General features: G+C 67.3%; 12 protein-coding genes and 1 tRNA gene. 5 read left to right on the forward strand and 8 right to left on the reverse strand.

Annotation, left to right across the window (positions count from 1 at the left end; genetic code table 11):
- The 5 genes from IEY93_RS32300 to IEY93_RS32320 all read left to right on the forward strand — a co-directional run.
- On the forward strand, positions 1-922 hold a 922-nt coding region (locus IEY93_RS32300), incomplete at its 5' end, for a poly(ethylene terephthalate) hydrolase family protein (protein ID WP_189166960.1).
- A gap of 151 nt (positions 923-1,073) precedes the next feature.
- Entirely contained in the window at positions 1,074-1,739 is a 666-nt protein-coding gene (locus IEY93_RS32305) for an HAD family hydrolase (RefSeq protein ID WP_189166961.1), read from the forward strand.
- Complete coding sequence (locus tag IEY93_RS32310; RefSeq protein WP_229691661.1) at positions 1,723-2,898, forward strand: helix-turn-helix domain-containing protein; 1,176 nt, start codon at positions 1,723-1,725, stop codon at positions 2,896-2,898. The genes IEY93_RS32305 and IEY93_RS32310 overlap by 17 nt, the downstream gene beginning before the upstream one ends.
- A 184-nt stretch (positions 2,899-3,082) precedes the next feature.
- Positions 3,083-3,397: a hypothetical protein gene (locus IEY93_RS32315; RefSeq protein ID WP_189166962.1), complete on the forward strand. Its 315-nt coding sequence runs from the start codon at positions 3,083-3,085 to the stop codon at positions 3,395-3,397.
- 130 nt (positions 3,398-3,527) lie between these two features.
- Positions 3,528-3,601, forward strand: a tRNA-Arg gene (locus IEY93_RS32320).
- Positions 3,602-3,908: 307 nt separating this feature from the next.
- Here IEY93_RS32320 and IEY93_RS32325 read toward each other — a convergent pair.
- The 8 genes from IEY93_RS32325 to yicI all read right to left on the reverse strand — a co-directional run bounded on the left by IEY93_RS32325 (position 3,909) and on the right by yicI (position 14,929).
- The gene (locus IEY93_RS32325) at positions 3,909-4,514 is read right to left on the reverse strand and encodes a hypothetical protein (protein WP_203968072.1); all 606 of its coding nucleotides are present in this window, start codon (positions 4,512-4,514) and stop codon (positions 3,909-3,911) included.
- Positions 4,515-5,175: 661 nt separating this feature from the next.
- Entirely contained in the window at positions 5,176-5,832 is a 657-nt protein-coding gene (locus IEY93_RS39850; protein WP_189166963.1) for a restriction endonuclease subunit S, read from the reverse strand.
- The gene (locus tag IEY93_RS32335) at positions 5,820-6,992 is read right to left on the reverse strand and encodes an N-6 DNA methylase (RefSeq protein WP_189166964.1); all 1,173 of its coding nucleotides are present in this window, start codon (positions 6,990-6,992) and stop codon (positions 5,820-5,822) included. Before IEY93_RS32335 ends, IEY93_RS39850 begins: the two co-directional genes overlap by 13 nt.
- A gap of 347 nt (positions 6,993-7,339) precedes the next feature.
- A complete protein-coding gene (locus IEY93_RS32340; protein WP_229691662.1) occupies positions 7,340-8,014 on the reverse strand; it encodes a hypothetical protein in 675 nt (224 codons plus the stop codon).
- Positions 8,015-8,620: 606 nt separating this feature from the next.
- Positions 8,621-9,613, reverse strand: coding sequence for an IS481 family transposase (locus IEY93_RS32345; RefSeq protein WP_189166965.1), 993 nt, complete (start codon positions 9,611-9,613; stop codon positions 8,621-8,623).
- 139 nt (positions 9,614-9,752) lie between these two features.
- Positions 9,753-10,895 (reverse strand): serine hydrolase domain-containing protein, encoded by a 1,143-nt coding sequence (locus IEY93_RS32350; protein ID WP_189166966.1) that lies wholly within the window; start codon positions 10,893-10,895, stop codon positions 9,753-9,755.
- Positions 10,896-11,178: 283 nt separating this feature from the next.
- Positions 11,179-12,570: a GH1 family beta-glucosidase gene (locus IEY93_RS32355; protein ID WP_189166967.1), complete on the reverse strand. Its 1,392-nt coding sequence runs from the start codon at positions 12,568-12,570 to the stop codon at positions 11,179-11,181.
- Positions 12,571-12,616: 46 nt separating this feature from the next.
- Positions 12,617-14,929: an alpha-xylosidase gene (gene yicI, locus IEY93_RS32360; protein ID WP_189166968.1), complete on the reverse strand. Its 2,313-nt coding sequence runs from the start codon at positions 14,927-14,929 to the stop codon at positions 12,617-12,619.
- Between the last annotated feature and the right edge of the window lie 10 nt (positions 14,930-14,939).

Here is a 14,939-nt window from a genome sequence, read left to right on the forward strand (position 1 = left end):
CGGCCAGGGCACCGCCAACGGCACCCTGATCCAGCTGTACTCCTGCCACGGCGGCAACAACCAGAAGTGGACCTGGAACAGCGGATCCGGAAACCCCAGCCCGACACCCACCCCCACCCCGACGCCCACGCCCACTCCCACCTCGCCGGGCGGGCCCGTCATCAACAACAACTACGCGGTCACCCGTGAAGGGGCCTACGGCACCAACCGCTACACCGTGTACCGGCCGTCGAACCCCGCCGCCGTCGCGGGCACCATGCCCGTGCTGGCCTTCGGCAACGGCGCCTGCGCGCACACCGACGGGAGCGAGGTGGTCCAGGCGCTGACGTTCATCGCGGCCCGCGGATTCGTCGTGGTGGACACCGCGTCGGTCGACGGCTCCGCCAACGGAGTGGCCAGCGGAAACCCGATCCCGTCGCTGCTGACCGACGCGATCACCTGGGCCCAGCAGGAGAACGCCCGCAGCGGCTCGCCGCTCTACCAGCGCCTCGATCTGTCCAAGGTCGCCACCGCCGGCCACTCCTGCGGCGGACTGGAAGCCCTGATCGCCGGCCAGGACTCGCGGGTCAAGAGCGTCATCTCGCTGGACAGCGGGCTGTTCGCCGACGGCTCGTTCGGGTACTCGCGCTCGGAGCTCAACAAGCTGCACACCCCCGTGCTGTTCATGGACGGCGGGTCCTCCGACATCGCCTACGACAACACCCGGGCCAACTACGACCTCGTCCAGGTGCCCGCCGTGCTGGCCGAGCACCCGCAGGCCGGTCACACCGGCTTCATCACCGGCTCCCAGCGGACCGATGGCATGACGACGGTGGTCCAGTTCCTGGACATGACGCTCAACGGCAACGCCACGGCCCGCTCGTACATCCTGTCGGACCTGGCCGGCAAGTCCCCCTGGTACGTCCGCACCAAGAACTTCTGATCCCGGCCACCCCACCCCGCCGGCGAGCCGCCCCAAACGGCCCGCCGGCGGCCCACCTCCCAGAGAGCCCCCTGGACGCTTACGCCATCACCGGGTGCGCCAGGTACTCCATTGCAGGCCGCGCGCCCCTCGGCTGTCCTACGCTCACACCGTGAAGGCCGTGGTGTTCGACATCGGTGAAACGCTGGTCCGCGACGATCGGCACTGGGGCTCCTGGGCCGACTGGCTCGGTATCCCCCGCCACACCCTCTCGGCGATGGTCGGCGCTGTGACCGCGCTCGGTATGGACAACGCCGAAGCCCTGCGCCTCGCCCGGCCCGGCATCGATCTGAACGCCGAGCGACGAGCGCGCGAGGCGGCCGGTCAGGGCGAGCACCTCGACGAAAGCGACCTGTACGCCGATGTCCGGCCTGGCCTGCTGGCTCTGCGGGAGATGGGGCTGCGCGTGTGCGTCGCGGGGAACCAGACCAAACGGGCGGGTGATCTCCTACGCGCCATGGATCTCCCGGCCGACGCCATCGCCACCAGCCAGGAGTGGGGGGTGGCCAAACCCGAGTTGGGGTTCTTCGAGCAGGTGGTCCGCCTCGCCGATACACCCGCCGACGAGATCCTGTACGTCGGCGACCATCCGGCCAACGACATCGCCCCGGCCAGGACGTTCGGGCTGCGAGCCTGCCTTATCCGGCGCGGCCCGTGGGGACATCTGTGGAGCGACGACCCGGCGGTACGCGCCGCGGCCGACTGGCGGATCGACAGCATCGCCGAGTTGCCCGCCCTGCTGGCGCGCGGACGGAACGGCAGTGCGTTCGGCGCGTGACAGCGGCGGTCTAGGGAGGCGCATCGCCGCGATCCGCCGGGCACGCCGCATGTCACAGGCCGACCTGGCCCAGGCGTCCGCCGTCTCGCTGAGCATGATCAGGAAGATCGAGCAGGGCGGCCGCAACCCGAGCGACGCGATCATGGACGCGATCACCAGCGCGCTCGGTGTGGATCCCGCCCACCTCCTCGGCGGTGGCAACCGCCTGGACGGGCGCGTCCACCAGTCGATCCCCACGATTCGGATGCTGATCGCCGCCCACGAGTTCCCCGACGACGGCCCGGTGCGTCCCGTCCCTCTGTTGCGCACCGCTGTAGAGGAACTCGTCGTCCTGCGGCTGAATGCTCAGTACGTTCGGCTGTCCCACACCCTGCCCGACCTCCTCGCCGAACTCATCCGCGGCCTGCACAGCGGCGGTGACCTGCCTCGCGACCTCGCCCCGCTCCTCGTCGCCACATGCCGCTCGGCCGACGCGGTCGCCTACAAGTACCGCTACCTGGACCTGTCAGCACGTCTGATCGATCTGATGCGCGCCACCGCGACAGCGGCCGGAGATCCCCTCCTACGGGCATCGACGGCCTACGTACAGACCGAGACCTTCTTCGCGGCACGCGCCTACCAGGCCGGCCTACGTGCTCTCGAAGCAGAGATCGACCGTCTCGGCCCCGGTCGCTCTCCACGCCATCTCGGCGTCCTGGGTGCCCTCCACATGCGGGCCGCCGTCATCGCCGCCCGCACCGCGGCCCCCGACGCCGCCACGCGGCACCTGGCCGAAGCGCGTCGCCTCGGCGACCTCGTCCCGGAGGGCATCTACCACGGCACCGCGTTCGGGCCGTCCTCGGTACGGATCCACGAGGTGTCGGTCGCGGTCGGCCTGGGTCGGCTACAGCCCGCGCTGGAACTGGCCGCCACCTGGACACCTCCAGACGAGATGCCGGCCGAACGCCGCAGCGGCTTCCACATCGAGGTCGCCAGGGCGCAACTGTGGGCGGGCCGCCCGGCCGCCGCCTTCCAATCTCTGCGGATGGCCCGCCGCATCGCTCCGCTGCACACACGCGAGCATCAATGGGTACGCGAGGACGTCGAGTCCCTCCTGCGGCTCCATCGTTCCCCCGGCGAGGCGCTGATCGGCTTCGCCGAGTGGGTCGGCGTGACCTGACCTTGCGTCCCAGTGCCACAACCTGTGGCAGTTGGCATGGCGGAGCCGACACACCATGGTGACCGTCCGAATTCGAGTGCGGACGGAGCGTTGTTTCACGCCCTTCCCGTGCGCGGAGAGCGAGCCCGCCACGGTGCACGACCACCACGACGGGCCCTTGATCAGGAATCGAGGTCCTGACCCGATGACCAACCCTAGCCAGACCTCCGGACCACGCCGTGAGGAGAGCACGCCGCCGGTCTTGTGGACCTGGGATGCCGAGGCCCCGTGCGGGCGGGGCGTACGCGGCGTGACCCGGGTACGGGACACGGCGCAGCGAGGGCTGATGGCGGCGCTGGACACCATGCCGGCGCGCAGCCACGGCACCATCCGCACCGCCCAGCTCGACATCCTGGCCTTCCCGTACCCGGACTACGTCTACGGCCCGGTCCTGATGGACGCCTACCGCGACGACACCGGCCGGATCGTCGTACGAACAGCAGCCCTGCGACACCCCTGACCGGCCCGCTGGCGACGAGCAACCTCGCTCCCGCCACCCCGTACAATCCGGGATGGCGGACACGCCGGCACGTGGCCCGCGTCCCCAGCGGTACGCGGGCGCCCGCCAGATCATGCACAATTAGCCGAGAGCGCCCTTAGCTCAGCTGGATAGAGCACCGGACTTCTAATCCGACGGTCGCAGGTTCGAATCCTGCAGGGCGCGCCCTCCAGACTAGGTCACCCACCCGCTGACCTGGTCTTTTACGTTGATCGGCATGTGACACCACCCGCAGCCGGATGCCACCGAAAGCAGCCCTCAGCGGGTGCTCACGGGATATACGCGGGATGAAAACAGCGACGTTTGCCCAGGTCAGAGGCACAAAAACGGAGGGCCACGGGATGACCGCAACCCTCCGAGGGTAGATCATTTCCACGCCGACAGCGCCTCGGCGATCCGCTGTTGCGATCTCCCGCTGCCCGTCGATGCACGTGCGTAGACGCGGAGCAACACGTCCACGCTGTCATGCAGGTCACCGGTTGGCGGGATCAAAGCGAAGACCCCCATCAGTCGGCATGAGGTAACCCATCCAGCGTTCTTCGGGAGCCGCGCCATTGAGTTGGCATGCTTCAACGTCGCCATATGTCTCGAAGCCGATCAAGCCGAGTCGAAACTGCACCTCGTGGAAGATGCTTGTGCCGATGGAGGCCAGCCAGTTGTCCACGCTGTGCCGCCAAGTCAACGAGGCTTCTCCGCTGCTCTCATCGAAGGGGAACCCGCCGATGCGCTCGTCCACACGTTCCAAGGCACCCATGGGAAGGTAGAAGTCGAGCCAGTCTGCACCGTCATCCTCACGGATGGCCAAGCATCCGCACACCACTCGCTGGCCGGTCGGAAGCGTGACCGTGCCCCGCAGGTGACCGAATTCGGCCAGTGCTGAAACGGTACAGGGCACCTCGTCCTGCTCGTTGGGCTCAAGATCATTGCGACCATAGCAGCCCTCGATGGCGGCAGCTCGCCAGAGGGCCGACAGCGCTACTTGAAGACGTTCATCACTGGTGTCACCGATCTTGATGGCCAGTTCGTAGAATCCGCCGAACCAGTTTTCGCTGTCGCTAAACCGCGTCGGGTCTTGCATGCTAGGGCTCCAGGCGACGTGAGGAAGGTTGCAGGGATAACCCGCCTTCGAACGATCAAGGCGACGGCGCTCCGCGCCGCCGCACGGCCCGCCGCCCGCTCCGCCTGGCCGGGCGTGCGGCGTGGACGCCGGTCCCGGCCGGCGGCGGGAACGCGGGCCGCCCGCCGCACGGAGCACCCGCCGTACCAAGCCTCACCCGCCGACCAGGGACGCGCCGCCGCTGCACATATGCGGCACGACGATCGCCATGCTTTGGTTGGCCATCGCACGGGGTTTGGGGCGATCGAAGGGCTGCGACTTCGTTCCTCAGCCCCAGCCCACCGGAAACCTGGTCACGGTCCCGCTCGTGTCTTTGAAGGTCCGTCGAGCCCCTAAGACACCTTCGCTGCATAACAAGGCCCCGGCCCGTTGCCGAAAGGCTCGCCAGGCAGGTATGGCGGCCAACTAGATCACTGTGACCCGTGTGCCCCGTTACAGCACGGACCACTTATACGCATAGAGGCAAGAGCCTGGCCATCTCTCCGCGGGTCAGGCCGGGCATGTGGCTGGAGAACGGTCCCGTCTAGCGGCGGGACTCAGGCCGCGCTGCATCTAGCGACGCGCTAACTCCAGCACCACACCGCCGCAGTAATGCTGCCCGCAGGATCGCCCCTCAAAGGGTCTATGACGTCTCGTCACGTATGACGCTGGAGCCTCCCTCAAGCAGCTCCCCAGATACCAAGCGCGGTAGCAACCACTCATGTAGTCGCTCGCATTCCCGGATGAGCTGGCTGTGCGCGGCAATTTTCTCTTCCAAGGCACCAAGTATGTCCGAAACGGCGGACTGAACGCTGAGTGGAGCCGCCACAAAGGGAAGATCACCTAGCACCTGGGTGCTAAGGCTGGGGATGGTAGAAAATTTAGCGTTGCCCTTAATCCAAGCCCGGACCTGCGGATGACGGAGATATTGCAGAACATAGCCCGAATTCACGGAATTAACGAGTCGCAGTCTTAGGCAGGAAGTGCCTAAAACCCATCCGTCATTTTCGGGACCAACCAACGCTGCTCGTCCCAAGTCGCCCGTCCGCACACACACTAGGTCCCCAGCACGGACGCGATAGCGCTGAAGGCGCTTAGCTGCCTGAGGCGACACACTCCTGGCCGCTTCACGGGTGACCCTGAACCAGCTGATCTCGCTTGGTGTCAGCACGGGGACACCTGCCTCGCCGAGGGGTAGGAGATCTGACTTGATGTTCGCGGGCCCAGCTTGGATATTCGCAACCTCCCCGAACGGGAGTTGGCGCCAGCTATCTGGAACCGGTCCGATCACTGTTTCCATCCAGTAACCTTCTTTAGCTGCTCGTGGGCGTGCGCATCAGCGGCTTGGACAGCATGCTCCGCTTCGACCAGACTGCGGAAGCGCTCAGCAAGGGTTCCACCGTTGTACGGGGCTAGCGTCCTAGAGATGTAGCGGCCCGGGCTGAGGTTGTAATCCTGCTCATGGATCTCCGTGAGGGATACCAGACGTGCCCGCTTTCCAGGCTCCGCAGAAGCAAGAAGCTGGATATCGCGGCTGCTGAGCTTACGTTGGGGCCTGTCGGCCATGTACCCGAGGTCCGTACCGTCCACCATGAGTACGTTCTGCGGCCCGGATTTGCGCAGGACCCACAGCGTCACTGGGATCCCTGTATTGACAAACAAGCCCGAAGGTAGCGCAATAATCCGCTCAACCACTCCAGCCTTGACCATAGCTGCTCTGATGTTACGTTCGGCTCCATGAGAGAATGTCGATCCATTAGGCATAATCACGGCGGCTCGCCCGCCCTGTGCCAGACGTTCATAAGCGTCACACAGCCAGGCAAAGTTGGCGTTCCTCGGCGGCACGGTCCCAAAGCGGCTCTGCCATGGGCGTTCCCCAAGTTGCAGGTTGAAGGGCGGATTCGACATGATAACCCGGTATTGGCGTTCAACACCCTCGGGCGACGGCGCGGCGTCAGGGGTGATCTCGCCCCGCCTGCCCCGGAGGGCCAAGGTCAACGATGCCATCCGGGCTGACCGGTTCCACAGCGCATGCCCACGTACCGCTCCCTCTACAACTCCCGCGACGCTCGCCAGGAGACCCCCGTTACCGCAGCATGGATCGCAAACCTCGTCATCTTTTGCGGGAGAGGTAGCTCCTAGCATGAGATCAACGACGGAACGTGGCGTGTAGTGTTCTGCGCCTTTTACGAGCCACTCGGATGCCGTCTCGACAAAGCCATCCACAAGCGCAGACCACCCGTCATCACCGGTCGGCGGCGTGAGGGCATCGAGGCTATTCAATAGATCCAAGGCGATCTGTGCCTTTCTCTCCCTGGGACCTATATAGCTAAGCTCATAGTTCTTGCGCCACAGAAACTCGTTGAGGGCTTGGAGTGCCGAGACTTCAGTAGCCCGGTCTTTGAGCGCGGCCCAACCAGGCTCATCCCGAAGTCGAAGAAGCAAAAGTTCCAGCAGCATGTCTGGCTCGCTACTTAGTTCCTGGAAACAAGGCAGTCGCAGCAACCGTGCCCAAACTCCGCTCGCCTTCTCTGCGGACTCCGATTCCTTCGATATTTCACCAGTCGCCCGAAAACGATCACCATACGTACGACCCTCGTCCTCGTTTGGACGCAGGGAGCTCCTATCGATTCTGCGCCTATCAAGCCAGCTGGCGACTTCGTCAGCACGAAAGACCTCGCGACCCTCATGTTCGACCGGTGCAGGAAAACTGTCCCGATGTCGACGACGCCAGTTGCTAACGGCTCCCGGCTTGACCCCGGCACGGCGAGCGATGTCTCCGAGAGATACAAGTGTCATACCGTCTCCTAAAAGCGGGGTGCCATGGAACCGCTACAGACGCCGTTCTTGCGGCCGAGCACTTCGGCAACACGGTCCAGATGCGGAAGACGACGCGCGACCCCAGGCTCTAGATAGCCAAGCATTCTGCAGATCTTCGCGTAGTCCGCGGCAAGATCCCGGTGGTGGATCGGCTCGTGGTGCATGATCCGGTTGCGCAAGAGGACAAGCGACAGGAGTCCGTCGTGGAGTGCACGCCGAGTCTCACGGCAGTTACGGAAGACACCGTGGACGACGGGGACCCACAGGGTACGGTCGTAGCGCCGGCTCAGGAGCGAGACCCAGAAGCCGAACGAGAGCTCAGCTACTACGTCGTCCGGGCCAGGGATGCGGCCAGCATACTGCCCTGCATTCTCCCGGGCACGGGCAACCGCCTCCCGAATTTTCCGATCGTTGTGGTCCCCTAGGGCGGTGGCCTGCCACCAGTCGGAACGCGCGAAATGGCCTTTCAGCGTGTCATGGAGAACATTGCGAAGACAGACTTCGAGGAAGTGAAGGGGGCCGTAGAACGCGGCCGCCGCCTCCACGTTCCAGTAATACAAGCGTTCCGCGCGCTCCGCGTCTGCGCCAGAGGCGAGCAGATAGGGCGCCAGACGAGGGGCCGAGAGGGTGCGACGCATCCAAGCGGGCAGCTGCGGGTTCACAGTTCCTCCGGGCAGGGGGGAGCGACAGAACGTGTGGTAACCTAGCCGTGTAAGCCCCGGGTTCGCCTCTGCTCAGCACGCCACCCGGGGCACGGCCATATCTGGGCCCAGATCTCGAACCCGCCGTACTTGACGATACGCTTACCTGGCCGCAGTTGCAAGTGCATCAGAAATACTCGGAAGTGTGAACTCTCTCCGTGGGACGGACTGCTACGAGATCAAGTTCCGGTGGGCAGCCCAGTGATGGTCTCGACGCCGTCGAGACTGACCACCTCCGAGCCGTGGATCCCGTCAATAGCGCGATCCCCTCCATGCGCGAGGTTCCTGATGACAGCAGAGTTGCTGCGATCGACGTGCTGACCTCCATCCTCAGCCAAACTCAGCCGGGTGACGGGCCCGCAGCCCTCGCGGGATATGCGCGGGATGGAGCGCCCGGCCGGCCAGTTCCCGAAGGGTTGCGGTGCAGGTCGGGCCGGGGACCGGGGTGGTGGTTGGCGTTCCACTTCTAATCCGACGGTCGCAGGTTCGAATCCTGCAGGGCGCGCCCTGCAGGCCAGGTCGTATACCCATATGACCTGGTCTTTTATGTTGATCAGCGATCATCGCCTAGATGTACTGCCCCGGGAGGTTGGTGACGCGACTGATGGGGGGCTGGCCCTTCAGCGCGGTGTGTCCGCGGTGATGGTTGTACATGTGCAGCCAGGGATCAAGGGCGGCGCGGCGTTCGGCTTCTGAGGTGTACGGGCGGGCGTAGGCCCATTCGTCGGCCAGGGTGCGGTGGAAGCGTTCGACCTTGCCGTTGGTCTGCGGGCGGTAGGGGCGGGTGCGCTTGTGGGTGATGCCCAGGCAGGTGCAGGTCTCGGCCCATAGCCGGGAGCGGTAGCAGCTGCCGTTGTCGGTCAGCACGCGTTCTATGACGATGTTGCGGGCCGCGAACCAGGTCTGGGCGCGCAGGAGGAATGCGGCGGCGGTTTCCTTGGTCTCATCGGTCAGGATCTCGGTGTAGGCCAGGCGGGAGTGGTCGTCCAGTGCGGTGTGCAGGAAGCCGTGGCCCAGGCGGGGGTTGCCGTGGGCGTTGCGTTGGGCGGTGGTGGTGGCCTGGCGGTTGCGCCGGCCGGCGGCGCGGCCGAGGACGCGGTGACCGCCACCGTCGGGGATGTTGCCCAGCTTCTTGACGTCGATGTGGACAAGCTCGCCCGGGCGGTCACGCTCGTAGCGGCGGACGGGTGAACCGCTCGCGCGGTCCAGGTGAGTCAGAGGTGGCATGCCGTAGCGGACCAGTACCCGGTGCACGGTGGAAGGGGACAGGCCCAAGCGGGCGGCGATTCGGGCGGGTCCGAGGCGATGAGTGACGCGTAGCTTGCAGATGCGCCGCTCGGTCCGCTGCACGGTACGGGCTGGGCTGCAGCGTGGCCGGGACGACCGGTCGGCCATCCCGGCCACGCCCAGTTCTTGATAGCGGCGAGCCCAGCGGGCGGCGGTGGTGTGGGAGACCTGGAAGCGTTCGGCCGCGCGGCGGATGCTCCAGCCGTCTTCGACGATGCAACGCGCGAGCCGAAGTCTGCCGGTTTCGGTCAGCGGGGCATTACGGTGGGGCATGAGGGCCTCCGGGCAATGTGAATCTTGGTCGACTCACACCACGCCAGAAGGCCCTCACCCTTTTCAAGGTCATCGACAGCGTGTCGCCGATGCTCCTTCGCTGTCACCAACGTCCATGGACAGAACACCTAGAACAGGTCTAGCCAGCGGCGGTCGCAGGGCAGAACACCGACGCGAGGGCTTGGTCGATACGCTGCGCCACAGCACCGCGCTCGGCGTCATCCATGGCCACCGTCACGGAAACCGCGAACTGCAGCCGCCCGTCCGGGGAGGTGTAGGTCGCGGCGGCGAAGCCAGGGGCGCTGCCGCCACGTGGCTGGAAGGCGGGCTTGCCCATACACGGGCCGCCCTGCGGCGGCGACGGCTGGCCCGGCACCGGATCGCTGATCACTTTGCGCAGGGAGTCCGGCAGCAGCTTGCCTTGGCTGAACGCGCGTTGGAAGGCGCTGATGTCATGCGCGGTGGAGATCACGCCGCCGGCGCCCAGCATGGTGGTGGCGTTGAGCTTGTCGGCGTCGAGCAGCTTGCCCGTCTCATCCTTGCTATAGCCGTGCCCATGCGGGCCCTTGATTCCCTCGGCGGCCTTGATCGGCAGGTAGGTGGCCCGCATGCCGAGCGGGCTGAAGATCCTCTGCTTGAGCTCGGTCGCCAGCGAATGCCCGGTCACCTTCTCGATGATCATGCCGAGCAGGATGTAATTGGTGTTGGAGTAGTTGAAGGTCCCGATCTCCGATGGCCGTTGTCGCTTGCGCGAGGCGGCCAGCAGGTCGACGGGGCGATAGGTGATCGTGGAGCCGAGCGGGTCGATCTCGGGGGTGAGGAAGTCGGGGATGCCCGAGGAGAGCTGGATCAGGTTGCGTACCGTGATCTCGTCGGCCCGTTCCACCAGATCCCTCTCGGCCACCTCGGGGAGCACCTCGCTGAGCTTGTCGTCCAGTTTCAGCTTGCCGCTCTGGACGAGTTGCAGAGCCACGGTGGCGGTCATGTTCTTGGTCTGCGAACCGATCCGGTAGCGGGCGGTGGAGGGGATCACGCCGCCCCCGCCGTCGAGCAGCCGGGAGCCGGCCGATCCCTTCCCGGCCCGCTTGCCGTTCACGTACACCTCGCCGATGGCGCCCACCACATGGCCTGACTTCACCAAGGCCTCCATCGCCTTCTGCACGTCCCCTACCCTGACCGGGGCGTTGTCCGTCGACGCGATGGCGGGCGCGGACACGCTCAGAACCAACGCCGCGCATGCCGCCGAGACGACGCGTGCGCCTGCCGATTGAGGCGAAACCATGAAGCACTCCTCCTGGAAAGCCGAAGCTCCGATGTGAAGCTCCAGTCCTAGCCAGGGAGCTGCTAGGTAGGCATAAGTGATAACCCCTGAGGGTGGGGGAGCAATCAATACCTGTGGGTCACGAATCATCAAGCGGCGACGGGTGACCGGTCCTCGCAGGACTTCTCATCCGGCCCCTCGACGATTCGATGGGGTTGGTCGCGCGCAGATGCACACAGTGCTCGGCAGGGGCTCAAGGCCCAGCGCGCGCCACGCCTTCGGGGCAGGCGTGGCGCGCGAAATCCTAAGCGGGCAGGGTGCCGGTGGCGACCACGTCGCGGTACCAGTGGGCGCTGTTCTTCCAGGTACGCTCCATCGTCTCGCGGTCCACGCGCACGATGCCGAAGCGCTTGGCGTACCCGTGCGCCCACTCGAAGTTGTCCATCAGCGACCACACGAAGTACCCGCGCACGTCGGCGCCGCGCGCGATGGCCTCGCTGACGGCGGTCAGGTGGCGGTGCAGGTAGTCGATGCGGTCCGTGTCGTGGACGCGGCCGTCGGCGGCCACCGGGTCGGGGAACGCCGCGCCGTTCTCGGTGATCATCGTGGGCATGTCCGGGTAGTCGCGGTGCAGGCGCAGCAGCAGTTCGGTCAGGCCGGTCTCGTCGATGTTCCAGCCCATCTCGGTGTACGGGCCGGGCTGCTTGACGAACTCGACGTCCTCGCACGCGATCCACGGCGAGGCGGCGCCGTCCTGGTGCCCGTCGGCGGTCTCCCGGGGGCTCGCGCCGTCCCACTGGCGTACCAGGGTGGGGTTGTAGTAGTTGACCCCGAGCACGTCCAGCGGCTGGCAGGCCGTGGCCTCGTCGCCGTCCCGTACGAACGACCAGTCCGTCACCGCGGCGGTGTCGGCGATGAGGTCGCGCGGGTAGGCGCCCTCCAGCATCGGGCCGAGGAAGGCCCGGTTGGCCAGCGCGTCCGCGCGCCGTACCGCGTCGGCGTCCCGCTCGGACACCCCGCGCACGTGGTGCAGGTTGAGGGTGACGGACATCTGCGCGTCCTTGGCGGCGGTGGAGCGCAGCGCCTGTACGGCCAGGCCGTGCCCCAGGTTGAGGTGGTGCACGGCGGCCAGCGCGGCGGCCGGCTCGGTGCGCGCCGGGGCGTGCACGCCGGAGGCGTAGCCGAGGTAGGCCGAGCACCACGGCTCGTTCAGGGTGATCCAGGTGCGCACGCGGTCGCCGAGCGTCTCGCCCATCAGCCGCGCGTAGTCCGCGAAGCGCGAGGCGGTGTCCCGGTGCGGCCAGCCGCCCGCGTCCTCCAGTTCCTGCGGCAGGTCCCAGTGGTAGAGGGTGGCCACCGGGGCGATGTTCCTGGCCAGCAGGCCGTCCACCAGGCGGGAGTAGAAGTCCACGCCCGCCCGGTTCACCGGTCCCGTGCCGCCGGGCTGCACCCGCGGCCAGGAGATGGAGAACCGGTAGGCGCCCACGCCCAGCGCGGCCAGGAGGTCGAGATCCTCCTCAAGGCGGTGGTAGTGGTCGCACGCCACATCACCGGTGTCGCCGCCCGCCACCAGGCCGGGCGTGTGGGAGAAGGTGTCCCAGATGGACGGGCCGCGGCCGTCCTCGTTCCACGCGCCCTCCACCTGGTAGGCGGCGGTGGCGGTGCCCCACAGGAAATGCTCGGGGAAATTCGTCATGCGTAGCTGGTCCTTAGCTGCTGTGCCGGGCCGCTGGAGGCGGGCCTCAGAGGGTGATCTCGATCTCTTCCGTGCCGGGGGCGGCGGTGACCCGCACGCCGGCCGGCGTCGGCTGGGCCTGCGGATGGCGGGCGTCGTGCACTCCGGCGAGCAGCAGGCTCCACGCGGCGGGCGCGCCTTCCAGGCGGCGGGCGCGCACCCGGTCGCCGGTGCGGGACACCTCGAACACGGCCGCGGCCGTGCCGTCCTGGCCGGGCACGGTGACCTCGCGGCGGTCGCCGTCGGCCATCTGGTAGGCGTTCAGGGTGACGCCGTCGGCGTAGTCGTAGTCGGGGCGGTCCTCGCGGGCGCCGGTCGCGATCACCGCGCCCGGCCGCACCAGCAGCGGCAGGCTCTCGAACCCGTGCCGCTCGGTACGCCAGCCCGGCCCGGACACCGTCTCCCCGTCGAGCAGCCGCGTCCAGACGCCCTCGGGGACGTAGTACGAAATATCGCCTTCGGCCGACAGCACCGGTGCCACCAGCAGGTCCGGCCCCAGCATGTACTGGGCGTCCAGGTAGTCGCAGGCCCGGTCCCCGGGGAACTCCAACTGCATCGCCCGCATCACCGGGATGCCCTCGGCCGCGGCCTGCACGGCCGCCCCGTACAGGTACGGCATCAGCCGCGCCTTCAGCCGCGTGAACGAGCGCAGCACGTCCACCGACTCCTCGTCGAACAGCCACGGCACCCGGTAGGACCCGCTGCCGTGCAACCGGCTGTGCGACGACAGCAGCCCGAACGCCACCCACCGCTTGAACACCGCCGGGTCGGGCCGCCCCTCGAACCCGCCGATGTCGTGGCTCCAGAACCCGAACCCGGCCATGCCCAGCGACAACCCGCCCCGCAGCGACTCGGCCATCGCCTCGAACGTCGACTCGCAGTCGCCGCCCCAGTGCACCGGCAGCCGCTGCCCGCCGACCGTGGCCGAGCGCGCGAACAGCACCACGTCGCCGGCCCCGCGCCGCTCGGCGAGCACGTCGTGGACGGTCTGGTTGTAGATCAGGCTGTAGTAGTTGTGCATGCGCTCGGGGTCGGAGCCGTCGGCGTACACGACGTCGGTCGGGATGCGCTCGCCGAAGTCGGTCTTGAACGTGTCCACCCCCATGTCGAGCAGCCCGCGCAGTTTACCCGCGTACCACTCGCGGGCGGCCGGGGAGGTGAAGTCCACCAGTGCCCGGCCCGCCTGCCAGTGGTCGTCCTGCCAGATGGTGCCGTCCGGGCGGCGGAGCAGGTGACCGGCCGCCGCGCCCTCCTCGAACAGCGCCGACGCCTGCCCGATGTAGGGGTTGATCCACAGGCAGACCTTCAGCCCCCGCTCCTTGAGCCGCCGCAGCATGCCCTCGGGGTCGGGGAACACCTCCGGGTCCCACTCGAAGTCGCACCAGCGGAACTGCCGCATCCAGAAGCAGTCGAAATGGAACACGCTCAGCGGCAGGTCCCGCTCGGCCATCCCGTCCACGAACGACGTCACCGTCGCCTCGTCGTAGTCCGTGGTGAACGAGGTGGACAGCCACAACCCGAACGACCAGGCGGGCGGCAGCGCCGGACGGCCGGTCAGCGCGGTGTAGCGGCGCAGGATGTCGGCCGGTGTCGGCCCGTGGATGATCAGGTATTCCAGGTCGTGGCTCTCGACGCTGAACTGCACCCGTGAGACCGTCTCCGAGCCCACCTCGAACGACACCCGCCCGGGATGGTTGACGAACACCCCGTAACCGCGGTTGGTGAGGTAGAACGGCACGTTCTTGTAGGCGATCTCGCTGCTGGTGCCGCCGTCCTCGTTCCAGATGTCGACGGACTGGCCGTTGCGGACCAGGGCGCCGAAGCGCTCGCCCAGGCCGTAGACCAGCTCGCCGGCGCTCAGGCGCAGCTGCTCCACCATGAAGTGGCGGGCATCGGCGTCGTGCATGATGCCCAGGCTCTTGCCGCCGCTGCGGGTCAGCTCGCGCCCGCCCGCGCTGAACGTCATCTCCCACGGGGCGTCCCTGCGCACCCGTACGGTGAGCTCGCCGCTGGTCAGAACGGCCTCCTCGCCGTCCACGGCGATCTTCACCTCGGGGTCGTCGTCGCGTACCGCGAAGGCGGGCGCGTCCGGCACGGACCCGGCGAAGTGCACCGCGCGGACGCGGATCACGTCCGGCATCGGGGAGGACAGGTCCACGCGCAGGACCGGCCCGTCGAGGGTGTTGCCGCGCCGGGTGATCTCCCGCGTGGGGGCGAGGATGCGCAGCGAGCCGGCGTCCGCGGTCACGTCGTAGGCCGCGGTGGCGTAGTCGCCCCGCACCCCTGGACGCATCCGCCAGTAGCCGTTCTTGAACTTCATGTCCATCCGT

The organism is Sphaerisporangium melleum, assembly GCF_014646695.1.
Classification (GTDB): Bacteria; Actinomycetota; Actinomycetes; order Streptosporangiales; family Streptosporangiaceae; genus Sphaerisporangium; species Sphaerisporangium melleum.